General features: G+C 69.5%; 20 protein-coding genes. 8 read left to right on the top strand and 12 right to left on the bottom strand.

Annotated features, from left to right (window positions below; all coding sequences use genetic code 11):
• The first annotated feature begins 92 nt into the window (after positions 1-92).
• On the top strand, positions 93-3,350 hold the full coding sequence (locus tag V2S04_RS06440) for a PIG-L family deacetylase (protein WP_413637658.1): 3,258 nt from the start codon (positions 93-95) through the stop codon (positions 3,348-3,350).
• Between the two features lie 29 nt (positions 3,351-3,379).
• Here V2S04_RS06440 and V2S04_RS06435 read toward each other — a convergent pair whose 3' ends face one another.
• Together V2S04_RS06435 and V2S04_RS06430 are read right to left on the bottom strand one after the other, a co-directional pair.
• On the bottom strand, positions 3,380-4,588 hold the full coding sequence (locus V2S04_RS06435; protein ID WP_413637656.1) for a glycosyltransferase family 1 protein: 1,209 nt from the start codon (positions 4,586-4,588) through the stop codon (positions 3,380-3,382).
• 94 nt (positions 4,589-4,682) lie between these two features.
• Positions 4,683-5,984, bottom strand: coding sequence for a hypothetical protein (locus V2S04_RS06430; RefSeq protein ID WP_413637654.1), 1,302 nt, complete (start codon positions 5,982-5,984; stop codon positions 4,683-4,685).
• Positions 5,985-6,176: 192 nt separating this feature from the next.
• Between V2S04_RS06430 and V2S04_RS06425 the strand changes: the two genes are divergently transcribed.
• The 3 genes from V2S04_RS06425 to V2S04_RS06415 are packed head-to-tail and all read left to right on the top strand — an operon-like array spanning position 6,177 to position 9,120.
• Positions 6,177-6,917, top strand: coding sequence for a hypothetical protein (locus tag V2S04_RS06425; protein WP_413637652.1), 741 nt, complete (start codon positions 6,177-6,179; stop codon positions 6,915-6,917).
• Entirely contained in the window at positions 6,914-7,693 is a 780-nt protein-coding gene (locus tag V2S04_RS06420; RefSeq protein WP_413637650.1) for a hypothetical protein, read from the top strand. The genes V2S04_RS06425 and V2S04_RS06420 overlap by 4 nt, the downstream gene beginning before the upstream one ends.
• Positions 7,690-9,120, top strand: coding sequence for an O-antigen ligase family protein (locus V2S04_RS06415; RefSeq protein ID WP_413637648.1), 1,431 nt, complete (start codon positions 7,690-7,692; stop codon positions 9,118-9,120). The genes V2S04_RS06420 and V2S04_RS06415 overlap by 4 nt, the downstream gene beginning before the upstream one ends.
• A gap of 15 nt (positions 9,121-9,135) precedes the next feature.
• Here V2S04_RS06415 and V2S04_RS06410 read toward each other — a convergent pair whose 3' ends face one another.
• Genes V2S04_RS06410 through V2S04_RS06385 form a run of 6 tightly spaced genes read right to left on the bottom strand, consistent with a single transcriptional unit; the run spans position 9,136 to position 14,403 of the window.
• Positions 9,136-9,996 carry a glycosyltransferase gene (locus V2S04_RS06410; protein ID WP_413637647.1) on the bottom strand — a complete coding sequence of 287 codons (861 nt, stop codon included), beginning with the start codon at positions 9,994-9,996 and terminating at the stop codon, positions 9,136-9,138.
• Positions 9,993-10,757: a PHP domain-containing protein gene (locus tag V2S04_RS06405; RefSeq protein ID WP_413637645.1), complete on the bottom strand. Its 765-nt coding sequence runs from the start codon at positions 10,755-10,757 to the stop codon at positions 9,993-9,995. Before V2S04_RS06405 ends, V2S04_RS06410 begins: the two co-directional genes overlap by 4 nt.
• Complete coding sequence (locus V2S04_RS06400) at positions 10,754-11,941, bottom strand: ATP-grasp domain-containing protein (RefSeq protein WP_413637643.1); 1,188 nt, start codon at positions 11,939-11,941, stop codon at positions 10,754-10,756. Before V2S04_RS06400 ends, V2S04_RS06405 begins: the two co-directional genes overlap by 4 nt.
• Positions 11,938-12,630 carry a polysaccharide deacetylase family protein gene (locus V2S04_RS06395; protein WP_413637641.1) on the bottom strand — a complete coding sequence of 231 codons (693 nt, stop codon included), beginning with the start codon at positions 12,628-12,630 and terminating at the stop codon, positions 11,938-11,940. Before V2S04_RS06395 ends, V2S04_RS06400 begins: the two co-directional genes overlap by 4 nt.
• Positions 12,627-13,625 carry a glycosyltransferase family 2 protein gene (locus V2S04_RS06390; protein WP_413637639.1) on the bottom strand — a complete coding sequence of 333 codons (999 nt, stop codon included), beginning with the start codon at positions 13,623-13,625 and terminating at the stop codon, positions 12,627-12,629. Before V2S04_RS06390 ends, V2S04_RS06395 begins: the two co-directional genes overlap by 4 nt.
• Positions 13,606-14,403 (bottom strand): glycosyltransferase, encoded by a 798-nt coding sequence (locus tag V2S04_RS06385; protein WP_413638113.1) that lies wholly within the window; start codon positions 14,401-14,403, stop codon positions 13,606-13,608. Before V2S04_RS06385 ends, V2S04_RS06390 begins: the two co-directional genes overlap by 20 nt.
• Positions 14,404-14,484: 81 nt before the next feature.
• Here V2S04_RS06385 and V2S04_RS06380 point away from each other — a divergent pair, with 81 nt between their 5' ends.
• Complete coding sequence (locus tag V2S04_RS06380) at positions 14,485-14,919, top strand: VanZ family protein (RefSeq protein ID WP_413637637.1); 435 nt, start codon at positions 14,485-14,487, stop codon at positions 14,917-14,919.
• Between the two features lie 20 nt (positions 14,920-14,939).
• Here the strand turns inward: V2S04_RS06380 and V2S04_RS06375 are convergent, their stop codons facing one another.
• The 4 genes from V2S04_RS06375 to V2S04_RS06360 all read right to left on the bottom strand — a co-directional run bounded on the left by V2S04_RS06375 (position 14,940) and on the right by V2S04_RS06360 (position 20,752).
• On the bottom strand, positions 14,940-15,761 hold the full coding sequence (locus V2S04_RS06375) for a WecB/TagA/CpsF family glycosyltransferase (protein WP_413637635.1): 822 nt from the start codon (positions 15,759-15,761) through the stop codon (positions 14,940-14,942).
• Positions 15,761-17,218 (bottom strand): sugar transferase, encoded by a 1,458-nt coding sequence (locus V2S04_RS06370; protein WP_413637634.1) that lies wholly within the window; start codon positions 17,216-17,218, stop codon positions 15,761-15,763. The genes V2S04_RS06375 and V2S04_RS06370 overlap by 1 nt, the downstream gene beginning before the upstream one ends.
• A gap of 642 nt (positions 17,219-17,860) precedes the next feature.
• Positions 17,861-19,315 carry a polysaccharide biosynthesis tyrosine autokinase gene (locus V2S04_RS06365; RefSeq protein ID WP_413637632.1) on the bottom strand — a complete coding sequence of 485 codons (1,455 nt, stop codon included), beginning with the start codon at positions 19,313-19,315 and terminating at the stop codon, positions 17,861-17,863.
• A gap of 63 nt (positions 19,316-19,378) precedes the next feature.
• On the bottom strand, positions 19,379-20,752 hold the full coding sequence (locus tag V2S04_RS06360; RefSeq protein ID WP_413637631.1) for a polysaccharide biosynthesis tyrosine autokinase: 1,374 nt from the start codon (positions 20,750-20,752) through the stop codon (positions 19,379-19,381).
• Between the two features lie 100 nt (positions 20,753-20,852).
• On the opposite strand from V2S04_RS06360, the gene V2S04_RS06355 reads away from it, so the two are divergent.
• The 3 genes from V2S04_RS06355 (at position 20,853) to V2S04_RS06345 (ending at position 25,165) form a co-directional block, all read left to right on the top strand.
• Positions 20,853-22,076, top strand: coding sequence for a hypothetical protein (locus tag V2S04_RS06355; RefSeq protein ID WP_413637629.1), 1,224 nt, complete (start codon positions 20,853-20,855; stop codon positions 22,074-22,076).
• Positions 22,077-22,158: 82 nt separating this feature from the next.
• Positions 22,159-24,039 carry a polysaccharide biosynthesis protein gene (locus V2S04_RS06350; RefSeq protein WP_413637627.1) on the top strand — a complete coding sequence of 627 codons (1,881 nt, stop codon included), beginning with the start codon at positions 22,159-22,161 and terminating at the stop codon, positions 24,037-24,039.
• Positions 24,032-25,165 (top strand): DegT/DnrJ/EryC1/StrS family aminotransferase, encoded by a 1,134-nt coding sequence (locus tag V2S04_RS06345; protein WP_413637625.1) that lies wholly within the window; start codon positions 24,032-24,034, stop codon positions 25,163-25,165. The genes V2S04_RS06350 and V2S04_RS06345 overlap by 8 nt, the downstream gene beginning before the upstream one ends.
• The last annotated feature ends 1 nt before the right edge of the window (position 25,166 follow it).

Below are 25,166 nucleotides of genomic sequence, written 5' to 3'. Positions count from 1 at the left end.
GACTAGAGTCAGTGCCAGCAGTCATCTGGGGTGACTGTCTTATGGGGATCATCCGCTGTGAGGCGGATGTCGACACGCACTGGGGATCTGACGTGTTCAGAACAAGGGGAAGACTGGCGAGGGCGCTTTCGGCGGCCGTCGTCACCGTGATGGCCGCGACGCTCACGAGTCTGGCCGCGTTGCCTGCGCAGGCAGCCGACGCGTGTACGAGCAGAGCTCTGACGATCGTCGCCCATCAGGACGACGACCTGCTGTTCATGAATCCCGACCTGCAGCACGACTTCGACGCCGGTGCGTGCATCACCACCCTCTTCCTCACCGCAGGCGACGCGGGGATGTCCACCAGCTACTGGCAGGAACGCGAAGCGGGGCCGCGCGCCGCGTACGCGCACATGCTGGGGCTGGCCCCCGACACGGCGTGGCAGATGCAGAATCGCACCTACGCCGGCAGGTCGCTGCCCACAGCATCGCTCAGCAGCGGAAGAGCGACCTTCATCTACCTCCGGCTTCCCGACGGCGGGATACAGGGCAATGGCACGACCGGCACGGGCAATCAGTCGTTGATGAGGCTCTGGACGGGCGCGATCCCGTCGATCTCGGCGCTGGACGCGTCGCAGACGTACACGCTGCCGCAGCTCATCGACACGCTCGCGGCCGTCGTATCGCAGGTGCAGCCGCAGGTGATCCGCACGCAGGATGCCCGCCCCGGGCAGGACAACCACTCCGACCACACGGCGGGCAGCACGATCGCCCTGCAGGCGCTGTTCGGATTCACCGGAGAGGTGCGCTCGTACCAGGACTACGGGGTGGTCTCGCAGGCACCGAACGTGAGCGGCGCCGACCTGACGAGCAAGATCGAGACGCTGCAGAGCTACGCCGCGCACGATCCCGACCTCTGCAATTCCGGCGACGGATGCCCCAGTGGGGTCGTCGCGGACTGGACCGAGCGGCAGTACCGCGCGCCGCTCGTCGCCGACGTGCTGCCCGTCGCCGGTCCGGCGCCGTACTCCGGGCCCGACCTGGCGCGCAACGCCAAGGTGCAGGCCTCGACGCAGACCGCCGGCCAGGAGGCCGTCCGTGCCATCGATGGCGTCGTCGGGGGCTACCCGGGCAACGGCGGCGCGGAATGGGTGTCGCTCGGACAGCGCACCGGGGCATGGATCAGCGTCACCTGGTCGACCGGCCAGCTGATCGATCGGGTGCAGCTGTATGACCGTCCCAATTCCGCCGACCAGGTGACGGCGGGAACACTGCGCTTCTCCGACGGTTCGACGGTCGACGTGCCCGCACTGAACAACGCCGGCACCGCGACCGTGGTGACCTTCGCACCGCGCACCGTGACCTCGGTGAGGTTCACCGCGACGGCGGTGTCGTCGACCACGCAGAACGTCGGCCTCGCCGAGTTCGAGGTGTATCACGGTGATCCGGCTCAGGTGGAGGAGCCGGGGCCGACGCCCGTGGCGGGACCTGCTCCCTATGCCGGGCCGAACGTCGCCCGCAACGCCACCATCGCGGCATCGTCCGAGGCGGCGGGCCAGGGCGCGACCCGCGCGATCGACGCGGTCATCAGCGGCTGGCCGGCGAACGGTCTCGCGGAGTGGTCGTCTGACGGGCAGCGCACCGGCGCGTGGATCGAACTGCACTGGTCGGCCGGGCAGCCGATCGATCGCGTGCACCTGTACGACCGGCCCAATCCCTCCGACCACGTGCAGGGTGGGACGCTGCGGTTCTCCGACGGTTCGAACGTGACCGTGCCCGCGCTGAACAACGACGGCTCGGCGACCGTCGTGACGTTCCCGGCGCGCACCGTCACCTCGGTGCGCTTCATCGCGACCGCGGTGTCGTCGACCACGCAGAACGTCGGGCTCGCCGAGTTCGAAGCGTACGACGGCGATCCCGCCCAAGCACCCGATCCCGATCCCGAGCCTGCCCCCGAGCCGACTCCGGTTCCCGGCCCCGCGCCGTATTCAGGGCCGAACATCGCGCGCAACGCCGGTGTGGCGGCGTCCTCCCAGGCGCCAGGACAGGCGGCGACGGCGGCCATCGATGCCGTGATCTCGGGGTGGCCGGCGAACGGTGGTGCGGAATGGTCGTCGAACGGTCAGCGCGCCGGCGCCTGGATCGCACTGACGTGGGCGAGCGCACAGCAGGTCGACAGGGTGCGTCTGTACGACAGGCCCAACCCGGCCGACCACATCCAGGGCGGAACGCTGCGCTTCTCGGACGGGACGACGGTCGCCGTGCCCGCTCTGAACAACGACGGCTCGGCGACGGTCGTGACGTTCCCCGCGCGGTCGACCACGACCGTGCGCTTCACCGTCGGCTCGACGTCGGGGGCGACCGAGAACGCGGGTCTCGCCGAGTTCGAGGTCTACCACGGCGATCCCGCAGCGGTCCCGCAGCCGGGCACGGAGCCGGTGGCAGGGCCCGCTCCGTATGACGGACCCGACCTCGCACGCAACGCGCGCATCGCGGCGTCCACCCAGGCGACGGGGCAGCCGGTCACCGCCGCGATCGATGGCGTGATCTCGGGGTGGCCGGCCAACGCCGGTGCCGAGTGGTCGTCGAACGGACAGCGGGCGGGCGCGTGGGCCGAGCTGTCGTGGTCGAGCGCGCAGCAGATCGACCGGGTGCGCCTCTTCGACCGGCCGAACCCGGCCGATCACATCCAGGGCGGAACGCTGCTGTTCTCGGACGGGTCGACTGTCGATGTGCCGGCGCTGAACAACGACGGCTCGGCGACGGTCGTCACCTTCCCCGCGCGGTCCACCACGACGCTGCGCTTCACGGTGCGAACGACCTCGTCGGCCACCGAGAACGCGGGGCTGGCGGAGTTCGAGGCGTACGACGGCGATCCGACGCCGCCCCCGCCGCCACCGCCGCCGGCTCCCGAACCGACGCCGACGGCAGGGCCCGCGCCGTACTCCGGCCCGAATGTCGCCCGCAATGCGAACATCATGGCGTCGTCGCAGGCGGCCGGGCAGGGGGCCACCCGCGCCATCGACGCGGTGATCTCGGGATGGCCGGCCAACGGCACGGCGGAGTGGTCGTCGAACGGCGAACGCGCCGGCGCATGGTTGGATCTCTCATGGCCGGCAGCGGTGCAGATCGACCGCATCCACCTGTACGACCGTCCCAACCCGGCCGATCGGGTGACGGGAGGCACGCTGCGCTTCTCGGACGGCTCGACGGTGGCCGTGCCCGCGTTGAACAACGACGGCTCGGCGACCATCGTCACCTTCCCGGCACGGTCGGTCACCTCGGTGCGCTTCACCGTGGGCTCCACGTCGTCGGCGACCGAGAACGTCGGTCTGGCCGAACTGGAGGCCTACCTCGGCTCGCCCGGGTGACCGGCGACCGCGACAGCGGCGGGGTGGCGTCAGCGCTGGGAGTCCAGCTCGGCGGTGAGGATGCCGGCGAAGCGCGCACCCGTCTCGTTCCACGAGAGGGTGCTCACGCTGTGCGCGACCTGCTCGGCGTGAGCGTCGCGGTCGAGCCGTGACACCGCCGCCCCCAACGCACCGGCCAGCCCCGCCGGCGTGGCGGGCGCCCAGAGCGCGTGCGGGTTCGACAGGTCGGCCCGGGCGAGCGGTGAATCGTTGACGACCGGCACCGCTCCCGCTGCGAGCATCTCCTCGGCGACGAGTGAGATGTTCGTGAACGACAGTGCAAGGCCGGTCACCACGCTGTTGTACAGCTCGTTGAGCTCTGACGGACGCAGGCTGCCGTGGTCGATGACCGGCACGTCGAGGTCGCCCGCCATGTCGCCGTAGACGTGAATGGGCTCGTCGGGGTGCCGGCGGTGGAACTCGCGCAGGGCGAGGATCGCCAGGCGATACCCGCGTCGGTCGTTGCCGCGCTTGGCGTAGAACAGCACGCCCGACCTGCGGCGTGCGCCGGGCAGAGCGTGGTACACCTCACGGTCGACCCCGAACGGGATCATGGTCGATTCCACGCCGGTGTGCTCGCGGATGCTGTCGCGCACCATGGCGCCCAGCGAGACGATGCGCAGCCCCAGGCGGTAGCTGTCTTCAGCCATCGCGTACTCACCGCCGCGGGGATAGAAGAACGGCTCGAAATCCTGAGCGAAGTAGAGCCCCCGTGTGCCCGGCGCGGTGCGCGTGACGGCGACGTGCGCAGTCGACCAGGCCGAGGCGACCACCGCATCGAAGCCCTCGATCCGCTCGGGCACGAAGGCGATGTCGCACTGCAGCCATGGCCAGGCACGGCGCACGGTGGCGGCGCTCTCGGCGAGGTCATTGCCGTAGCGGTTGTACAGCAGCAGCGTGTTCTCGAACCCCGCAGCCCGGCACGCCTCCATCATCCGGAACAGGGTGGTGTGCCCTCCCGAGCCCGATTGCGGGGGATATGCCAGCCAGGCGACACGTCGCCCGTCGCCTCGCGGTGCGGTCGCAGCCGCGACGGGGCCGGGGAGATCCCGGTCGGCCGCGGGCCCGACCTGCGAGTCGGCGAGATCGCCGTCGAGCAGGGGGAAGGCGAGTTCGTCGACGTCGAGCCGACGTGCGACGCGTTGCACGGCGCGCTGCGCCACCTGTCGTGGGGACTTGCCGATGAGCTTTCGCCACATTGGTCGAAACCCTTTCCTGCGGACGGAATCGCCGTCGCGATCTTCAATCTAGAGGATGAGCAGCCGCCGCGAGCATGACGGCCGCAGAACCGGGTCAGAGCGCGATCCGGTAGATGTGGAAGCTGGATTCCGCGGCGAAGTCGTCGGTGAGGACCCCGCCGGTCACCGCGATCTCCCGATCCTCGCCGACGACCTCCGCACGTGCGCCGCCGACGCCCTCGGGCAGAGTGAGACTGCGCCGGCCGGTGCCGCCGTCGGTCATGGCGAACACGTAGGCGTGCCCGTCATGCGCCTTCAGCATCGTGTCGAGCCCCTCGCCGAAGTTCCACACGTACGACTGGGTGTTGATGATCGGCGCGAGGTCGTGGATGAGCTGGTTGACCTCTCCCATGGCCCGCACCTGTTCGACGCCGCAGAAGTCGTCGCCTTCGATCTGCGCCTGACGGACGACGCCAGAGCTCTCGCACTCGCCGGTGAAGGACTGGTTGAACCAGAGCAGCCCCCGCGCCTCGTTGATGATCGAGTTCATCGCGGCGCCCTGGAGCTGGGCCGGCGAGATGTAGCGGACGTGGTCTGCGCCGGACAGGCCGTTGAGGTTCTCGATCACTCCCCAGCGCGGGCGGAGCCGTCCGTCGGATTCGTCGCGCACGCTCAATCCGCTGAGGGTGCGGCCGTAGCTCGAGGCCGTGCGACAGGTCTGCTCTGGTACGGGGTCTACGTAGTAGTCGCCCCGGTAGGGCCGCCAGTCGCAGAACGGGATCGTGTACCAGTACATGTCTACCGAGACGACATCCGGGATGCTCACATACTGCTCCTGCACCGGCACGTCGAGGTCCTCGCCGATGACGAGCTGCGTGAAGTTGGCCCAGGTGAACTTGTCGGCCCCGCCGTGCTCGCTCTGCAGGCCCCGCAGCAGCGCCAGGCCTTCGGCGGGGGAGTAGCGCCCGTCGACCTCGTCATCGAGAAAGACTCCCGGCCAGTGCGGTGAATCCGCGTCGAAGGTGTCGTTGAGGCCCTCGCCGATCCAGTAGACGTCGTTGCGGGGGAACAGTGCGAAGTCGGTGCCCTCCCACATGCCGGCGTAGGTGTTGATGCCGTGCTGTTTGTCCCAGCGCACCTCGCCGTCGTTGCTGATCCCGTTGAACCAGAGCACGATGGGGAAGAACGACGGGTCGGTCCAGTCCACGGCATCCGCGAACTGCGACCAGTACTCAGGCCCTCCCTCCCACGGCACGCGCGGCAGGTCGAGCACCGGTGACGCCCCAGGCGGCGGCGCAGTCCCCGAGGCGACCGGGAGCTCGCGCTCGTGAGGCACCGGCGTGCACGCCGCCACCACCGTCCCGGCGGCGAGCGCAAGGATCGCCGCCGTGCATCTTCCGACGTCTCGTCGCCTCATTGCCCGATGCTCCCCAGATCGAACGGACACTCCCCGCCACCAGTGAAGCACGCCCGAGCACCGGCGTCGAGCGTCGGGGGTGTCGCCGCGGAGCGCGCGTTGATACGATCGTCGGACAGGGGAAGCTCGGCGACGAGCTGCTCTCAACTCAAAGCACCAGTGGGGACTGTCTGAGTTGGGGAAGGGGATCGCGTGGTCATGCGCGATATGCAGGGGACGCTGCGGCGACGATGGCTCATCGTCGCCCTCATCGCAGTGGCGACGATCGTCGCGGGCTGGCAGCTGCTGTCGTCGTCGGGTCTGTACACGACGCGCACGATGATCGCGTTCACGGTGCCCACCGGTGCCGCGCTCGACGAGGGCGGGTCGACCGAGCCCGGCATCATCACGTTCGCCGCGACCGTGGCCAGTGAGGTCGATCAGAACACCTCTCGCGTGCGCTACTCGGACGCGGATGCGCAGCCGTACGGAATCGGCGTGCGTCAGGGGGTGTTCGTGGGCGTGCCGGACGTCGGCGGGCAGTGGTCGGTGTCGTACCGCATCGCCGAGGTCGCGATCGACATCGTCGGACCCACCCGCGACTGGGTGCGTCAGCAGCAGCAGCTCACCGTCGAGCGAGTGTTCGCCGCCGCGGATGCCCAGCAGAAGGCGATCGGCATCGACACCGACGCCCGGGTGCAATACGAGGTCGAGCCGCTCTCACTGGACATCGAGCAGGTCGCCCCCAGCCGTGCCGCACAGCTGCTCGCCCTGCTCGCGCTCGGCGCCGCCGGAGCCATCCTGAGCGGTCTGGTGCTCACCTGGCGCACCGGCCGAGGCGGGATCCGCGGCAGCCTCGGCAGCACTCGCCGACGCCCCCGTGCGGAGCACGTGGGCACGAGACGTTCGACGGCGCGCACAGAACGCGCGATGGAAGGGGCAGCGAGAGCATGAACATCGCCGACATGATGGGCGCGCTGCGCAGGCGCTGGTACGTACTCGTCGCCGGTCTGCTGATCGCCGTGGCGGCTGCGTACGGGGCCTGGACCGTCGTCAAGGTCGACTACACGCGCACCGCCACGCAGCTCATGCTGCCCGGGCCGGGAACCATCCCCGAAGACGCGAATCCCTTCCTCTACGTGGGGGGTCTCTCGCAGGCGGCCGACGTGCTGACGCGCAAGATGGGATCGCCGGACGTGCTCGCCGATGTGACCGAGACGTATCCGGATGCCGAGATCACCGTCACCCGTGACCCGCTCAGTTCGGGTCCGGTGCTGCTGATCACCGCTGTCTCCGAGAGCGACGCGGACGCCGGGCGGGCAGTCGACGAGCTGGTGACGCTGACCGACACGACGCTGCGTGAGATCCAGAGCACCGAGGGCATTCCCGACGACGAGCGGATCACTCTGGTCACCCTCACCCAGGACGAGAAGGGCGTCGTCGGCATGAAGAACCGGATGGTCGCCGCGGGTGGAGCGGCGGTGGGTGTCGGCGTGCTGACTCTGCTGCTGGTCGCCCTCATCGACGGTCTCGCGCGGTCGCGCTCTCGTCGCCGCGGCCGCAGGCGCCGGGTGCCGCCGGCACTCGTGGTGGCCGAGGACGAGGCGGGTACGGCAGTGGAGGGCGTTCGGGAGGACGACGACCTCGACGATGATGACGAGCACTCCGCCGACACAGCTGAGGACGCGCAGGATGATCGTCTTCCCGAGCCGGCGGCGAGGGTGCCGTGAGCCGAGAGGCGCAGGCGGCGGTCCCGATCCCGATCTCGGCCAGCACGCACCGTGGCATGCGCAGCCGGCGCGGGGTGTCGGCGGTGACCATGCTGACCGTGTACCTCGTGCTGCTGGTCGCTCTGCCGTCTAACCTCGCCCTCAGCGCCCTCGGTGCGTATGGGCGACCCCAGTTCCTGTGGGGGATCTTCCTGTTCCTCTGGTGGGGTTTCACGCGGGTGCAGTCGCCGAGCATCGACCTCGATCCCGTGCGTCAGCCGGTGCGCATCGCGCTGGCGGTGCTGCTGGTCGTCGTGCTCGTCGGCTTCGCTGTCGCACTGCTGCGCGGGCAGCCCGCCGATCAGGTCAGCCCGGCGATCTCCGCCGTGCTGAGGCTGCTCTCATGGAGTGGCGTCGTGCTGGTGGCCATCGACGGCATCCGCTCGATGAACGAGCTGCTGGTGATGGTGCAGCGCATCGTGATCGCGTGTGCGCTTCTGGCCGCGCTCGGCATCGTGCAGTTCGTGACCGGCCAGAGCTTCCTCGAGCCGTTCACTGCGCTGCCCGGGTTCTCGGAGTCGGTGGGCGGGGTCGAGACGCGCGGCACGTTCCTGAGGTCATCCGGCACGGCGACGCACCCGCTGGAGTACGGCACGGCGCTGTCGATCGCCGTACCGCTGGCGCTGGCCGTGGCGACGCTGCGGGTGAGTCATCGGCAGGAGTCCCAGCGGCTGCGCTGGTGGCTCTTTCTAGGACTGCTCGCTGCCGCGTCGTTCCTCGCCGTGTCGCGGTCGACGCTGATCGGATTCGGCGTGGCGATCGTGCTGATGATTCCGGCGCTGCCCAAGCACTTCCGCATCGTGATCATCGGCGGCGGCGTGCTTCTGGGCGGCGCGGTGATGATGGTCACGCCGGGACTGTACGGCACGCTCGTGGGCATGTTCGCCGGTGTGGGTACCGACACGAGCACCCTGTCGCGCCAGGTGGGGCTGGAGATGGCGCCGGGCTTCCTCAGCGCCTCGCCACTGATCGGGGTGGGGGTGGGCACGCTGCTGCCGAGGTACTTCATCTTCGACAACCAGTGGCTGGGCATCCTGATAGAGACGGGCGTGATCGGCACCCTCGCCTTCGCCGCTCTGTTCGCCGCGGCGATCTGGAGCGGGACGACGGCCGGGCGCGGCGCCGCAGTCGACGACACCCGGCTGATGGGGCGCTCGCTCGCCGCATCCGTCGCCACGGCCGGGCTGCTGTTCGCGTTCTTCGACGGGCTGTCGTTCCCGATCGCCGCAGGGCTGCTCTTCCTCTGCATCGGCCTGTGCGGCGCGGTGCGCACCATCGGCCGCGCTGATGCGCAGCAGTTCCCCGCCTCCCCGCCTGCGCGTCGTCTGCGCGAGCGACTGCTCGGTCCGGCCGGCACGCCGCGCCGGGCGTCGGCAGCGGTGCGCTGAGCCTCCCGGCGTCCGTCAGCCGAGCCGGCGGACGACCTGCTTGACCCGGTCGAGCGACTGCTTGCCGCCGACGCGCAGGATCATGCGCTTGCCGATCGAGCGCCCGGAGTCACGCAGCTCGCGCAGCGGATGCATCACCGACCGGTCGAGCCACAGCCGACCCGCCTGAGCATCGGCGATGCCGTCGAGCTGCCCGGGGAACGCGTCCCGATGCTGCGCCGCATCGGTGCGCACCCCGCGCACCCGGTTGCTCACGTTCTGTCCGTGGATCACCTGCAGCCACGCCGGGGCGCCGGGCAGGCTCGCCACCGGCAGGTGATCGTGCAGCAGGTTGTGCCAGTCGCGCCAGGCGGTGATCGGCGCGTCCCACCGCTCGCTGACGCTGCAGAACGCGTTCTCGGGGTCGTCGCGCAGGTACAGCGCGTCGCCCTGCAGGATCAGTCCGGTGCGGAGGTAGATCGCGTGATCCGGATGCCGGCGGGCGGCCTGCTGCAGCCGCTCGATGAAGTCGATCGAGACGGCGTCGTCGTTGTCGAGGTTGGTGGTCAGCAACAGGTCGCCGTGCGTGTCGCCGAACGTGGCGCGAGCGTCGGCGACGACGTCGGTCCAGTCCACGCGCTCGCGGTAGATCGGCACGAAGAGCCCCTCGTCGACGAGCGGGCGCATGCGCTCGAGAAGCCAGTCGGGTGACTGCGGATCGAAGTAGATGATCCAGGTGAACGCGGTCTGCGACTGCGCACGCATGGTGGGCACCGTGTGCCGCTCGAACAGTGCGACGCGGTTCTGCAGCCAGCCCTCCTGGGCGCGCACCAGGCTTTCGGGCCCGGGCGTGGGCAGGTTGAACCTGGTCAGCACCAGGTGATCGACAGCGGTCATGATGCCCTCCTGAGCAGGTTCTCCACGCGCCGCACGCGCGGCGCCATCCACTGGCGCGCCGATTCGAACCGGCGAGACGACTGCCCCAGCAGTCCGTGCGAGAAGCGCTGCACGTCGACGCCGAAGGCTGTGGCGCGCATCCGGCCGGCGAGCATCCCGGCGACGACGGCGTCGCCGCGCTCGCGGTTGCTGCCGTGTTGAGGCGACGGCACCCGCAGCGCGAGGGGGTACAGCTGTCGGGTGCCGTGCCAGTCGAGGGCGACGGTGGCGGCGAGCCGGTGCTGCTGCGTCTGCTGCAGCGCCCATCCGTTCGGCCGTACACCGTCGTATTTCCGGTTCCACACCTCCATGCCGCTCAGGTGCTCCGACCATGCGGGGTCGAAGCGCTGCCACGCATCGCGGCGGAGGGGGTGGGCGAAGATCGCTGCCGCGCCGTCGGCACGGGCCTCGCGCACGAGGTCGTCGATGACAGGGGAGCGGCCGTAGAACGGCGCGCGGCCGAACACCGGCATGTGCACGACGTGATCGGGGTCCTGGTACTCGATCCCCGGCACGAGCAGAAAGCCGGTCCGGTCGCCGAGCCGGTCGCACTCGTGCTGCACGCGTGCCCAGAGGTCGGCATCCATCGTGCGGTCGTGATCGCAGACCAGGGCGCCGTCGTAGCCTGCCCTGACCAGCACCCGCACGAGTCGTGACAGCTCCCAGTCCGAGTCGTCCGAGAAGCACGAGTGCACGTGCGGTGCCAGGCGCAGCACGCTCATCCCGCCCTCCGTCGCCCGCTCACCAGATCGCGCAGTGTGTCGATCGTGTCGCCGACGAGCACCGAGGGTCGACGCGGGTTCCAGTTGTACAGCCGGTCGTCGCGTGAGATGTGCGCGAGCTGTCGCACGGTGCTCACGCGCCCCGGCCACGCGGTGACCGCCTGCGACTGCGGGCCGCGCAGCACGAAGAGCAGGTGCGCGATCTCGCGGCCGAGATGCCGGGCGGTGATCGAGGCGGGTGCCGTGGGCTGCGGTGGCGTCTGCGGCATGCCCAGGGCGTGCTGCGTGGCCCAGGCCGGGTACTCGAATCCACGACGCCTGGCCAGTGCGAGGCTGCCCCAGGCGCGGCCGTTGAACTCCATGAACCAGGGCACGCCGTCGTCGTCGCGCAGCAGCTCGACCATGAACAGCCCCCGCCACTGCAGGTCGGCGATCAGCTCGCGCACCGAGACGGCGAGGTCGGGGTCGACGTCGATCGACGTGCACGCCGACGACGCCGAGCCGTGCGGGTTGACCATCCGCACCCGTCGGTGCGCGCTGAGCGCCGAGACGCCGTGCTCGTTCACGTATCCGAACACGCCCTCGCCGACGCCGGTGATGTAGGGCTGAACCAGCAGCGGCCCGTCGCCGAGTCCGTCGCGCGCTGCGTCGAGCTCGGCACGATCGGCCGCGATCACGCCACGAGGGCGGGTGAGCCGGTCGCCTTCTGCGCGCACCGCCTCGGCGGGCTTGACGACGACCGGCCACTCGAGCTCCCCGAGCTCGCTCGCCGAGCGGACCAGCCGGGTGGGGGGTACGCGCATGCCGGCGAGCTGGGCGGCCTGCACCTGCGCGTGCTTGTCGAGGGCGAGCGCAGCGGCATCCGGAGAGGGCCCGATCAGCTCCGCCCGATCGTAGGTGAGGCAGGAGGTGAGCCACAGTGATGCGTCGTCGAGCGGCAGGATGCCGTCTGGCTGCACCTGCGCGACCAGATCGGCCAGATCGGCCAGGCACTGCTCGATGCTGACCTCGGGCGGGGTGACCTCGTGCACGATCACGTCGCGCATGCGGCTGAGCGCGCTGCGCTTGCCGCGCCGCGCGAAGGCGACCACCTGCATGCCTGCGTCCTGCAGCGACCACGCCGCCTCGATCGCGGCGAACGCCTGAGCGAAACCGAGCAGCACCACCGGCTTCCCGCTTCTCATCGCCATCTCTTCACCGCCTGTTTGATCGGCCGCATCGGCCAGCGGCCGGCGGTTCGGTTGGGGGAGTCGAGCAGTCTGCGGATGCTCTCTGCCGTATCGGTGCGGATGACCGAGTACCGGGTGCGCATCCACGACCCGGCGCGCGCCCATCCCTCGTCGACCGAGTACACCCGCAGGAAGTCGTGTGCGCGCAGCTCCGACAGCACGGCCCGGTCGTACAGCCCCTGCGGAAAGGCGGCATGGCGAGTGGGCCGGCCGACGATCTGCTGCAGGGCGCCGGTCGAGGTGAGCAGCTCGCAGCGCAGCTCGCCGATGCGAGCGAGCTCGGTCCACGGCCGGTGGCTCGCGCCGTGCGTGCCCAGGCCCATGCCCGCCTGGGCGAGCTCGAGGATCTGAGCGGAGCTGAGCGAGCCCGGGGTGTCGATGCGATCGGTGATGATGAAGAACCTGGCGTGTGCGCGCCGCTCGAGCAGGGCCGGCAGGCCGATGCTGTGATCGGACTCATTGCCGTCATCGAAGGTGAACTCGACGTACCGGCGGTGCGCCAGCGCCACGTCGAGGATGCGGTGGTAGTTCTCGGGCGTGATCCAGAACCGCTCCTCGCCCGGTTCGAGCTCGCGACCCGGTTCGCCGATGCCGTGGAAGTTGAGTGTGATCACGCGCGGCGCGGTGACGGCCTTCGCGGTCATGGTCCCTCCGCAGCGGTGAGAGGGGTGGAGCGGATGCTGGCGCCGGAGCGGGCTCGGAGAGCTGCGGGCGTCGCGTCGCCCGCAGGCAGACCAGTCCACCGCCGCCGGTTCAGCACGACCGGCAACGAGAAGCGGTGGCGCGGGTCGTGCGGACGGATGGCGTGCTGCACGGCGACCGCCATGCGGAACAGCTTGGTGCGCACCGGCCCGTGCAGCCGCTGGAAGTACCGGATGCGGTTGACCGAGATCAGCGCGACGAGCGGCGCGGGCTGGCCCGATCCCGACCCCTCGTGCCGGGCCACGGCCGCGGGCGCGTAGCGCACCACGAACCCTGCGTCCCGGGCGCGACGGGCGTAGTCGGTCTCCTCCGAGTAGAGGAAGTACGTCGCCGAGTCCCACGCCCCGACCGCGCGGTCGCAGGCGGCGGAGATCAGCAGCGCCGCGCCTCCGGCCCACGCGACGTCGCGCCCGCGCGCGTAGTCGTCGTCGGTTCGCAGCGTCTCGGCGAGCCAGGCGGGGCGCGAGCGCCAGCGGTTGCCGAACACCGAGTCGCCGAGCGCGCGCAGCACGGTGGGTTCGCGGCGCAGACTGTCGAACCGGTCGTCGTCGTGCAGACCGCGCAGCTGCGGCGCGGCGATGCCCACGGCGGGGTCGCCGTCGATCACCTCGAGCAGCACCTGCAGCGTGTCGGGGTCGACGACGAGGTCGGGGTTGAGAATGGCGATGTGCTCGCCCTGACGGACATGCTGCCGGCCGACGTTGATCCCACCCGAGTAGCCGAGGTTGGCGCCGGTCGCGACGACCAGGGCGCGCGGCTCGGTGGCGGCTACGGCGAGGGTGTCGTCGGCCGAGCCGTTGTCGACGATGATGACGCGCACGCCGACCGTGCTCGCGTTGAGTGAGGCGAGCAGAGCTCCGAGGGTGGCGGCGCTGTTGTAGGTGACGATGATGGCGGCGATGCGGGCCGAGGTGTCGTCAGCGGCGAGAAGTGTCATCGCGCTCCCATCGTCGGGCGCTGCTGCGCGTGAGTCGGACGCACAGGGCGACTCCGACGTAGACCAGGGCATCCACCGCGCTCAGCGGCGAGCGGACTGTGCCCGCGAGCTCACGCACGACGCGAGAAGGAGCATGCATCTGCCCGCTGTCGGGCCCGGGCTCGCGGGCTCCGGCCACGTTGCGCCGGCTGATCGCGATGAGCGCCCCGAGGGTGCGGGGCACCTGCACCGCCACCGGGGTGGTGCCGATCACCGTCTTCTCGGCGGGGGTGAAGAGCCGGTCGACCCAGAGGTCGTCGCCAGTCACGTCGGGAAACGACACCAGACGGCGATGCCCCTGCTCAGAGAGGGCGTACACGCCGGCCCCCCACATGGCGCTGTTCAGCGACGGCACCCGAGAGCGGGCTCGGTAGTACGCGCGCACGATCGGCCCGGCGCCGGTCGTCACGAATCGCGCCTGAGGTCGTGCCGCCAGCCACGCGCCCTCGGCGAGAGCCGCTGCCGTGTCGCCGATGCTCTCCGGCGCTGCGACGATGTCGGCGTCGAGGTAGATCCGCGGCCACGCCGTGGCGTGCGCGTCGCCGAGGTTCAGCGCGTGCGGCTTCGACGCGGTGCCGGTCTCGATCACCGTCACCCCGGCGAACCCCCGGGCCACGTCGGCCGAGCGGTCGGTGCACGCGTTGCACACGACGATCACCTCGAGCGCGCCTCGGGCGGCGTGAGCTGCGAGCGGGCCGAGGGTGCGGGCGAGCACCCGCTCCTCGTTGTGAGCGGGGATGATGACGGATGCCTGTGCGATCGCCGAGGGGCGCTCTGCCGGGGCTGTCCTCGTCGGAGAGGCCTGTGCCAGACTCGTCGCATGCCGCGGCCGACTCGTCGTCAGAAGTGGGCGCTGTGGGCGCTCGGTGCGTACGTCGCCGCGGCCGGCGTGCTGCTGCTGTCTCCGGTCGGTCCGGGCCGGATCCTCGAAGCGCTGGTGGCCTGGTTTCGCGAAGACCTCGGGTTTCACGACTTCCGCCAGGGCTGGATCGAGGGGCCGGCGAACGTGGCGCTGTTCATCCCGCTCGGTTTTCTGTTGACCGTGCTGTTCCGCCGGGCGTGGGTGGGCGTGCTGCTCGCCGTGCTGCTCTCGGTCTCGGTCGAGCTCGTGCAGTTCGTGCTGCCCGCGCGGCTGTCGAGTGCTCGAGACATCGCCGCGAACGCGCTCGGAGCCCTGGTCGGCGCGGCGCTGGCGTGGCTGGTGCTCGCGCTGCGACGGCGTCGGCTGCATGATCACTCCGATCTTCCGGGCTGAGGCGACTTCGAGGGCGCGGCTCATGCCGCCGACCGTCGCACGGCGAGGTAGGCGGGCGGGCCTTCGATGAGGTACCGCCGGGCGAGCCGCCTCGGTTCGAGCATCAGACGCCAGGCCCACTCCATGCCGGCGTCCGAGACCCATGACGGGGCGCGCGACACGCGCCCCGCCAAGAAGTCGACGACCGCGCCGAATGCCAGCAGCGCGCCGGCGCCGGTGGCGGCGCCCCACTGCGCGATCCACCTCTCCTGCCGCGGCTTGCCCAGGCACACCAGGAGGATGTCGACGCGGGCGGTGCGGATCTCCGCGGCGATCCGTGCGGCCGCATCGGGGTCGCCGAGCTCGTCGCGACCGGGGGTCCAGTGACCGGCGAAGCGGATGCCAGGCCAGTCGGCCGCGAACCGTGCGGTGAGCTCGGCGGTGACCTCGGGCATGCCACCGATCACCCCGACCGACATCGTCTGGTTCGCGGCGTCGTCGAGCACCGGTCCGATGAGGTCGCTGCCCGACAGCTTCGGGCACGGGATGCCGGTGACGCGCCGCACGTGCTGCGCGATGGGCGCGCCGTCGATGAGGTTCAGCCATTCCACGCTGTCGTCGACGGCCTGGGGCGGCGCGTGCCGAGCCCTGAGCTGCGACTGGCCGAAGTGGTGAACGTGGTCGAGGTTGATCGACACCACGGCGAGCGGGCGCGACGTGCTGTGCTCGGCCGCGTCGGCGATGAGGCCGCACGCGTCCTCACCGTCGACCAGGTGCACCGGTGTGCCGTCGATGTCGACCGACGGCAAGCCGGTGACCAGAGATCTCGAGACGCTTCCGCTCACGCGGTCGATGAGAGACATCAGTATGCTCCTGTCGGTGCGAACATCACCTTCGCCGTGCGCCACATGATCTGCAGGTCGTTCACGATCGACCAGTTCTCGACGTATCGCAGGTCGAGCCGCACGCTCTCGTCCCACGTCAGGTCGCTGCGTCCGGAGACCTGCCACAGTCCGGTGATGCCGGGCTTGATGTACAGTCGGCGGAACACGTTGCCGTCGTAGCCGGTGACCTCGCTGGGCAGCGGTGGCCGGGGGCCGACAACGCTCATGGCGCCGGTGAGAACGTTCCAGAACTGCGGCAGCTCGTCGAGCGAGAGCTTGCGCAGCACCCGACCGACCCGGGTCACGCGCGGGTCGTCCTTCATCTTGAACAGCACGCCCGCGCCCTCGTTCTGGGCGCGCAGCGCGGCCAGCTGCTGTTCGGCGTCGACATGCATCGAGCGGAACTTCACCATCCGGAAGGGCGTGCCGTCGCGCCCGATTCGCTCCTGGAAGAAGAAGATCGGGCCGGGCGAGTCGAGCTTGATCAGCAGCGCGATCACCGGGTAGGCCAGGGCGATCGGGATGAGCGCGCACGCGGCGACCGTCATATCGAGAGCGCGCTTGACGATGTGCTGCCCGCCCGAGTAGGTGGGGATCCGCATGCGGATCAGCGGCAGGCCGTCGAGCGCCTCGAACGACAGCCGGGGGCCGGCGACGTCGGTCAGCCGGCTCGAGAGCACCAGTTCGGCCGCCGTGCCTTCGAGCTGCCAGCTCAGACGGCGCACGAACTCGGCGTCGCCCTGCGGGCGGCTGGCCACGACGATGGTATCGGCGCCCAGATCGCGGGCGACGTCGCCGATCGAGGAGAGGTCGCCCAGCACCGGGTAGGCGCCGTCGCCGATGATCAGCTCGTGTTCGTCGGTGTCGAGCAGCGTGACGCCAACGACCCGAAGGCCGGCGGAGTTGTTGCGACCGAGGCTCTCGATCACGTATTCGACGTCGTCGGTGTCGCCGATGACCAGCGTGCGCGAGGAGAAGGCTCCCTCGGCGCGCTGCACGGTGAGCCAACGCCGCCACGACCACCGGCTCAGCATCAGCATGCCCAGCCCGAGGGGGGCGGCGATGAGCACGAGCAGCTGCATTCCATGCAGGCTCAGCACCACATCGCCCAAGGCGAGGATGCCGAATGCCAAGCCGGTGGCGTGCGCAACGCCTCGATACTCTGCCGCACTGGGGCGGAACAGAGCAGCGTCGCGCGTGTGGGTGCCGCTCAGCATCGCCAGCCACACCGCGCACAGCAGGGCTGCGTGCAGGAGGCTGTCGACGAGTGCGGCCCCAAGCTGAACCTCGACGCCAACGGTCAGACCGATCGCGAGCGCGATCGTGCCGACATCGGTGATGTGCAGAAGCGTGCGATAGCGCCGCTCCCACCGAAGACGCTGCTCCAGCGTGGATGTTGCGCGCGGTGCCACGACGACGTCGGACACCGCGCGCATGACTCGTGAAGCGGCTTGGGTGTGAAAGCCCGTTCCGCCTCGGGTCAGCTCCAGGACTTCCTCTACGGACGTCATTGCGAAGCTCCACGAGCCGATGATGTGCGCAAACCCCAGTGCGACATTGTTTCCCCAGTTTTCCCCAGTGTCACCGCCCACGGGCGGTGAGTGTTCGACAACGCACCGACCCCTCGGTGCTGTCTTCCGTGACCCCAGATCACGGTGCGGATGCGGCTCCCCAGCGGCATCCGCTGATGTTCAGTGCGGAATCTCGTGCGCGCGCCGGGGGAGCGCGGGATTGCGCTGGGCGTGGGCAGGGACGACGGCGCGGCGAACGCGACAGGCACCGTTCAGAATGGCACCGTTCAGAAGGTGCCGCGAGACGACCCCAGATGGGCCGAATGCTCGCTCGGCAGCGCTGATGACGCGTCACCATGATCTCCCCAGATCGTGTCCCCAGAACAGCGGATCCCCATCCGCTTCACGGCCCCCCATGAGCCGTTGGCGCGAGTCTATAGCGGTCTACGCGGGTAAGGCAATTGTTAGTTTGGCTATGTACTTCGTGAAAAGAAAACCGCCGATGAGAATGCGCAATCGCATCTCATCGGCGGTCGAGCGGCCATCGCGCTCACGCGTTCATCGTGCTCAGCCCGCTCTGACGCCGGCCTTCGCGGTCGATCGCCGGCGGGGCTTCGCCTGCTTCGCGCTCATCTCGGGGGCGGCCTGATCGACCACGTGCTTCGAGCCGTAGGTGTAGGCGCCGTAGCCGTAGCTGTCGGGTCCCTTGGTGGGCAGCATGGTCACGACCGTGCCGAGCAGGTTCACACCGGCGGTCGCGAGGCTGCGCACGGCGCCGGCGAGCTCCTGCTTCTTCGTCTTGCCGGATGCGGCGACGAGGATCACGCCGCGGGTCTTCTTGCCGAGCACGGCGGCGTCGGTCACGAGCAGCAGGGGAGGGGCGTCGATGAGCACGTAGTCGAAGTACTCGCCCAGCGGGCCGAGCACCTGGCTCATCGCGGCCGACCCGAGCAGCTCGCTCGGGTTCGGGGGCACGCGGCCGCTGGTGAGCACGAACAGCTCGTTCTGGCCCCACTTCTGCAGCGCGTCGGCGACATCGACGCGGCCGATCAGCACGTCGGTCAGGCCGACCCCGCCTTCGAGGCCCATGTAGTCGGCGACGCGCGGCAGACGCAGGTCGCCGTCGATCAGCGCGACGCGTGCGCCGGTCTCGGCCAGCGCGATCGCGAGGTTCGCCGTGGTGGTCGACTTGCCCTCACCGGGGCCGGCGCTCGAGACGACGAAGATGCGCGGCCCGCCCTCGACGTCGAGAAACTGCAGGTTGGTGCGCAGGGTGCGGAACGATTCGGCGCGTGGGCTGCGCGGGTCGGCGTGCACGATCAGCGGGCGCTTCTGCGCATCGGGGTCGAACGCGATGCCCCCGAGCATCGGGCGGTCGGTGATGTCTTCGAGGTCGTGCAGGGTGTGGATGCGAGTGTCGAGCACCGTGCGCAGCATGGCGAGACCGACGCCCAGAGCCAGGCCGAGCAGTCCGCCGAGCAGGATGAGCATGCGCACGTTCGGCGCGCTCGGCGCGTCGGGTGCGACGGCGGGCTCGGTCACGGTGACGGTGACCGGGCTGCTGGCGCCCTCGGCCGCCGGCTGCTCGAGGGTGCTCTGCACCACGCCGGCGAAGCTCTCGGCGACGGCGTTGGTGATCTCGGCCGCCTGCTTCGGGTCGCCGTCGGTGACCGAGATGTCAATCAGCACCGTGTTGAGGGGCGTGGTCGCCGCCACCCGGGAGGCGAGTCCGGCGACCGTGGTGTCGAGCCCGAGCTCGTCGATGACCGGCTCGAGCACGAGGGCGGTGTTCACCACATCGACGTAGCTGGTGACCATCTGCCGGGCGAACGTGGTGCCCTGCACGAGGTCTCCGGTGGCCGCCCCCTCGGTGCGCACCGACACGTACAGCTGAGTGGAGGCCACGTACTTCGGGGCCTGCAAGGCCGCGTAGCCGGCGCCGCCGGCGAGCCCGAGCACGAGCAGGATCAGCAGCAGGATCCAGTTCTTGTGCAGGATGCGTACGTAGTCGCGAAGCTCCACGCGGGTCTTCTCCTCAGTTCAGGCAACTTTTCGATTCTCACACACGCGGCGTCTCCCCGCGGGTCAGGCCTTGGCCAGTGCGCCGTAGCCGTAGGTGCCGTAGGCGGTCTTGTCGGCGCCGCGGATCGGCAGCATCGTCACGACGGTGCCGAGCACACTGCCCTCGGCGGCCTCGATGCGCGCCGCGGCGGCGGCCAGGTTGTCGGTGGTGGTGGCCTCTGCGGCGGCCACGAGCAGCACCCCGGTGGCGAGGCGAGAGAGCACCGCGGCGTCGGTGACCGGCAGCACTGGCGGCGCGTCGACGATCACCACGTCGAACGCGGCCTTCAGATCGTCGATCAGGGTGCTCATCGCATCCGAGCCGAGCAGCTCCGCCGGATTCGGCGGCACGGTTCCCGATGGCAGGACGAAGAACGTGCCGCGCCCCCAGCGCTGCATGACGTCGCTCACGGCCACACGGCCGATCAGCACGTCGGTGAGCCCGATCGCCCCTTCGATGCCGAACAGCCCCGCGACTCGAGGCTTGCGCAGATCGGCGTCGAGAAGCGCCACGCGGTACCCCGATTCGCCGAGAGCGAGCGCGAGGTTCGCCGCCGTGGTCGACTTGCCCTCGCTCGGCCCGGCACTCGTGACGACGAAGACAGCGGTCTGGTGCGGGGGGAAGAGAAAACGCACGTTCGTGCGCAGACTGCGAAACGCCTCGGCGCGCGGATCGAGCGGTGCGTTCGCGACGATCAGCGGGCGGGAAGATGCCTTCGGGTCGAACGCGACACCGCCGAGCACGGGGGCCGTGACCGCCTTCTCGACGTCGGCGAGAGTGCGGATGCGGCGGTCGAGCACCTCACGCAGCAGCGCTACGCCGATTCCCGCGGCGAGGCCGACCACCGCGCCCAGCGCGACGGAGAGCGGCAGGTTGGGTGCGGCCGGCTGCGTCGGCACGGTGGCGGGCTGCACGGGCACGATGCGGATCTGGTATGCGGTCGCCTGCTCGCGGCGCTCGAGTTGATCGGTGATCACCGTGGTGAAGCTGTCGCCGATGGCGTTCGCGATGCGAGCGGCCTGACCGGGGTTGGCGTCGCTGACGGTCGCGGTGATGATGACACCGGCAGTGGCGACGCTCGTGCTCACCTTGCCTGCCAGCTGGGCGACCGAGAGGTCGAGCCCGAGGTCGTCGATGACCGGCTGCAGCACGACCGAGCTGGTGAGCACGCTGCGATAGCTCTCGATGACCTGCTGGGCATAGCTGCCGCCCTGCGTCAGCTCGATGGCGGTGGAGTCCCCACCGGCATCGACGCTCACCATGAGCTGCGTCGATGCCTCATACCTCTGCGGCGTCACCAGCCCGACGATCGCGCCGCTGCAGAGGCCGATGACGATGGCGGCGACCACGACGACGAGGTGTCGTCGAAGCACGCGGATGAAGTCGCGCAGATCCATATGGCTCCCGTGGCATGACGCGGGGGACGTCCCCCCGGGTATCCTCTGAGGGTATCGGCTGCCCGCCGGCGACGACGGCTTCCGCTCGACAGGAACGGTGATGAGCACACTCGACGACCTCTTTCCCGATGGCAGACGGCAGACCGGTGCTGACGTGTCTGCCGACGAGCAACAGACCGTGCGCCGGCTCGACCAGCTTCTCGGCGATCGGCGCGCCGACATCGACCGCACCCACCGTGCATCGGCCCGTCCGGCGCTTGTCGCCATGGTCGACGGCGCCCTCGCCGACGCCCGACCGCTCGGCACGGTGCCGGCCACGTCTCACCCCGACAGTCGCCGGCCGCGCCGCCGATTCGACCTGCTCAATGTCTCTGTCGCCGCTCTCGCCGTCGTCGCCCTGGCGGCGGCGGGGCTGATCGGCGGGGTGCAGGCCGCGACGGCGAGCCCGGCGACCGATGCCCTGCGCGTGCTCGCGGCCGACGAGAAGACGATCGAGAGCGCGACCGCGGGGCTGGAATCGGCGCGAGGGCGTCTGATCGAGTCCGTCGCAGAAGCGGATGCTGCCGCGGCAGCGCTGCGCCCTGCGCTCGAGTCGGTGAGATCAGCCCCCGACCCGGCCGACATCCCCCCGGGCGAAACCGAGGCGCCCGCTGATGCGGGCACCATCCCGATCGCAGATCCGAAGGCGCTCGACACCGCTCTCGCGGCACTCGATTCCTATCGCACCGATCTGTCGGCGTTCGAATCTCCCGCGATGCCGAAGGAGTACACCCGGGGCACGGTCGACACCGATTCTCTCGTTGATGTCGCCGCGGCGATCGACGACGCGCAGCTGCAGCTCGCCGAGATCGATCGCCTGAGTGCCGACGTGCGTGATGCGCGAACCGCGCTGGATGCCAGGGTCGCGGCCTTCGCGGGTGAGCTCAAGAAGTTCACCGCCGGCTTTCCCGCCGTCGCGCGCAAGGTCATCGACGAGAATCCGGATGCAGCGCAGGATCTGGAGGATGCCGTGAGCGCCGCTGCTGAGGTCATCTCCGCGGGTAACCTGCTGAACGAACAGGGCCCGCAAGCGCTGAAGACGTACCGCGACGCTGTGATCGCGCTGGTCTCGGCGCAGGTCTACGCCGATCGCGTGAGGGAAGAAGCCGAGCGCGAAGAGGCTGAGCGAGCACGGCAGCGCGAGCGTGAGCGGCAGCGCCCACAGCCGCAGCCGACGCCCACCGAGCCGACTCCGACAGAGCCGACGACCCCGCCGGAGGACTCGGGCGACCCTGGCGAATCGACGGATTCTGGTTCGCCGATACCCCCAGTCGACGGCGTCTGAACGGATGCACGGACGGGAGCCGGCTGCTCGCTGTGAGAATATGGAGCGCGGGGGAACCCGGATCCGTGGGGGTAATCAGAGTATGAAGGCTGAAGAGGTGGGGCTTGTCGCGCCTGCGACCGGAGAGATCAGCATCGTGTCGAGCGTGTCGGTGATGCAGCGTCGTCGACGGTCCGCTGCTGCCGCCGTCGACGCGCTCGCCTGGGGAATCGGCGTGCTGCTCGCCGTCTCGCTGCGCTTCGAGTTCGCCATGCCGCTCGACGGCTGGCTGGCGACTGTCGCACTGGCAGTCATCGCTGCGGCCCTTCACGTCGCTGCCGGTTTCGCGACCAAGCTCTACCGCGGCCGCCATCCCTACGGCTCTTTCGACGAGGTGCGTCTACTCGCGTTGATCGTGATGAGCATCACCCTCGTGCTCGGCGTGATCGTGATCACGACGGGCACAGTGGTCAACATTCCCCGAGGGACGATGTTCCTCGCGGCTCCCATCGTGCTGCTCTTCATGTTCGGGGTGCGCTACATGGCGCGTCTGCTGCTCGACCGTTCTCGCAAGCCCGGTGAAGACGCCGAGCCCGCGCTGATCGTCGGCGCCGGGTACCTCGGCGACAAACTGCTGCACAACATGACCACCGATCCGACCTCGCCGATCCGCCCGGTGGGTCTGCTCGACGATGACCCTGCCAAGAAGAACCTCGTGCTGCGCGGGGTGCCTGTGGTCGGTCGCACATCACACATCGCCGACGCCGTCCGCCGCACCGGGGCCACCATGGTCATCGTGGCGATGGGGCAGGCCGACAGCGTGATGCTGCGCAAGATCAGCGACCGCGCCGCAGGTGCAGGGGCGCGAGTCGCCGTCACGCCGTCGCTGAACGCCCTCATGTCGGGTGAGCAGTCGCCCACCGACGTGCGCGACATCAGCATCGAAGACCTGATCGGGCGGCATCCGGTCGACACCAACGTCGAGCTGATCGCCGGCTACATCACCGGCAAACGCGTACTCGTCACCGGCGCGGGCGGCTCGATCGGCTCAGAGCTCTGCCGTCAGCTGTCGAAGTTCGGCCCCAGCGAGCTCATCATGCTCGACCGCGATGAGACCGGCCTGCAGATCGCGCAGCTGGGTACCGCAGGCCACGGTCTGCTCGACAGCAAAGATGTCGTTCTGGCGAACATCCGGGACGCCGACGTGCTGAACGCGATCTTCGATGAGCGCCGCCCCGAGGTGGTGTTCCATGCCGCCGCGCTCAAGCATCTGCCGATGCTCGAGCAGTACCCCGACGAAGCGTGGAAGACGAACGTGCTCGGTTCGCTCAACGTGCTTCAAGCGGCCATGCGTGTCGGGGCCGAGCACTTCGTCAACATCTCGACCGACAAGGCGGCCAACCCGACCAGCGTGCTGGGCCATTCGAAGCGCGTCGCCGAGAAGCTCACGGCGTGGGCTGCTGAGTCGACAGGTCTGAACTACGTCTCGGTTCGGTTCGGCAATGTGATCGGCAGCCGCGGATCGATGCTGCCGACCTTCCAGACGCTGATCCGCGAGGGCAAGCCACTCACCGTGACGCACCCCGAGGCGACGCGGTACTTCATGACCATTCCCGAGGCCTGCCAGCTGGTCATTCAGGCCGGTGGCATCGGCAGGCCCGGAGAGGTTCTCATTCTCGACATGGGCGAGCCTGTCTCGATTCTCGAAGTCGCCAAGCGCATGATCGCGATGTCGGGCAAGCAGATCGAGATCATCTTCACGGGTCTTCGTCACGGCGAGAAGCTGCATGAAGAACTGGTCGGTTCGCGCGAGAACCTCGAGCGGCCGTTCCATCCGCAGATCTCCCACACCACGGCCGACCCGATCACACCGCAGCGCCTTGACAAGGCCGGCTGGGAAGCACGGATGGCTGCCGAGCCGCGCCAGAACGACACCGCGATCATCGAGCCCATCTCGATCAGTGAAGGCAAGGTCAATGGCTGAGCGCATTTACATGTCGTCGCCCGACGTGACGCAGCTCGAAGAAGACGCCATCATCGCAGCCATGCGGTCGGGGTGGATCGCGCCGCTCGGGCCCGACGTCGACGCCTTCGAGCGTGAACTGGCCGACCGTGTGGGCGTCGCTCACGCGGTGGCGCTGAGCTCGGGAACAGCCGCACTGCACCTCGGTCTCCTGGCGCTGGGCGTCGGCCCGGGCGACATCGTGGTCACGTCCACCATGACCTTCGCCGCGACAACGAACGCGATCATGTACACGGGCGCCGAGCCGTTCTTCGTCGATGCCGACATCTCCACGGGCAACATGGATCCGCAGCTATTGCGGCAGACGCTTACTCAGCTGCGCGACGCCGGGGAGAAGGTGGCAGCGATCGTGCCTGTCGACCTGCTCGGCAAGGCCATCGACTACACCAGCATCCTCGCCATCGCCGACGAGTTCGGGGTGCCGGTCCTCGCCGACGCCGCCGAGTCTCTCGGCGCCACGCACAAGGGGAAGGCCGCGGGCAGCTTCGGCCGCGCGTCGATCGTGTCGTTCAACGGCAACAAGATCATGACCACATCGGGTGGTGGCATGCTGCTGACCGACGATGCCGAAACGGCCCAGCACGTGCGTTACCTCGCGACGCAGGCGCGGCAGCCGGTCGTGCACTACGAGCACACCGACGTCGGCTACAACTACCGCATGAGCAACCTGCTCGCCGCCCTGGGCCGTGCGCAGCTGTCTCGGCTCGATGCCATGATCACCAAGCGCCGTGAGATGAGGGAGCTGTACAAGCAGCTCTTCCGCAATGTGGAGGGCGTCGAGGTGTTCGGGGCAGATGGCGACGAAGATGACAATGTGTGGCTCACCTCGATCGTGGTCGATCCGGATGCTGCGGGCTGGGCGCCCTCTGAACTGGCCGCAGCGCTAGCAGAGGGCGACATCGAGAGTCGCCCGCTGTGGAAGCCGATGCATCGTCAGCCGGTGTTCGAGAGCTACCCCGGTGTGATCAGCGGAGCCTCCGAGCGGCTGTTCGAGCGCGGCCTGACCCTACCCAGCGGCTCTGCGCTGACCCAAGCGCAGCGCGAGCGCGTAGTGAACGCGATCACCGACTTTCTGGGTAGCCGCTGAT

This window comes from Microbacterium sp. OR21 (assembly GCF_047306785.1).
Taxonomy (GTDB): Bacteria; Actinomycetota; Actinomycetes; order Actinomycetales; family Microbacteriaceae; genus Microbacterium; species Microbacterium esteraromaticum_E.
The sequence above is the reverse complement of the archived record's forward strand: the minus strand, read 5'-3'. Positions and strand labels throughout refer to the sequence as shown.

What these genes read in the sequence shown, in the direction of transcription:
- V2S04_RS06435 (WP_413637656.1), bottom strand. Translation starts at nt 4,588, where the DNA reads ATGTGGCGAAAGCTCATCGGCAAGTCCCCACGACAGGTGGCGCAGCGC.
- V2S04_RS06430 (WP_413637654.1), bottom strand. Translation starts at nt 5,984, where the DNA reads ATGAGGCGACGAGACGTCGGAAGATGCACGGCGGCGATCCTTGCGCTC.
- V2S04_RS06420 (WP_413637650.1), top strand. Translation starts at nt 6,914, where the DNA reads ATGAACATCGCCGACATGATGGGCGCGCTGCGCAGGCGCTGGTACGTA.
- V2S04_RS06410 (WP_413637647.1), bottom strand. Translation starts at nt 9,996, where the DNA reads ATGACCGCTGTCGATCACCTGGTGCTGACCAGGTTCAACCTGCCCACG.
- V2S04_RS06405 (WP_413637645.1), bottom strand. Translation starts at nt 10,757, where the DNA reads ATGAGCGTGCTGCGCCTGGCACCGCACGTGCACTCGTGCTTCTCGGAC.
- V2S04_RS06400 (WP_413637643.1), bottom strand. Translation starts at nt 11,941, where the DNA reads ATGAGAAGCGGGAAGCCGGTGGTGCTGCTCGGTTTCGCTCAGGCGTTC.
- V2S04_RS06395 (WP_413637641.1), bottom strand. Translation starts at nt 12,630, where the DNA reads ATGACCGCGAAGGCCGTCACCGCGCCGCGCGTGATCACACTCAACTTC.
- V2S04_RS06390 (WP_413637639.1), bottom strand. Translation starts at nt 13,625, where the DNA reads ATGACACTTCTCGCCGCTGACGACACCTCGGCCCGCATCGCCGCCATC.
- V2S04_RS06380 (WP_413637637.1), top strand. Translation starts at nt 14,485, where the DNA reads ATGCCGCGGCCGACTCGTCGTCAGAAGTGGGCGCTGTGGGCGCTCGGT.
- V2S04_RS06375 (WP_413637635.1), bottom strand. Translation starts at nt 15,761, where the DNA reads ATGTCTCTCATCGACCGCGTGAGCGGAAGCGTCTCGAGATCTCTGGTC.
- V2S04_RS06370 (WP_413637634.1), bottom strand. Translation starts at nt 17,218, where the DNA reads ATGCGCGCGGTGTCCGACGTCGTCGTGGCACCGCGCGCAACATCCACG.
- V2S04_RS06360 (WP_413637631.1), bottom strand. Translation starts at nt 20,752, where the DNA reads ATGGATCTGCGCGACTTCATCCGCGTGCTTCGACGACACCTCGTCGTC.
- V2S04_RS06355 (WP_413637629.1), top strand. Translation starts at nt 20,853, where the DNA reads ATGAGCACACTCGACGACCTCTTTCCCGATGGCAGACGGCAGACCGGT.
- V2S04_RS06350 (WP_413637627.1), top strand. Translation starts at nt 22,159, where the DNA reads ATGAAGGCTGAAGAGGTGGGGCTTGTCGCGCCTGCGACCGGAGAGATC.
- V2S04_RS06345 (WP_413637625.1), top strand. Translation starts at nt 24,032, where the DNA reads ATGGCTGAGCGCATTTACATGTCGTCGCCCGACGTGACGCAGCTCGAA.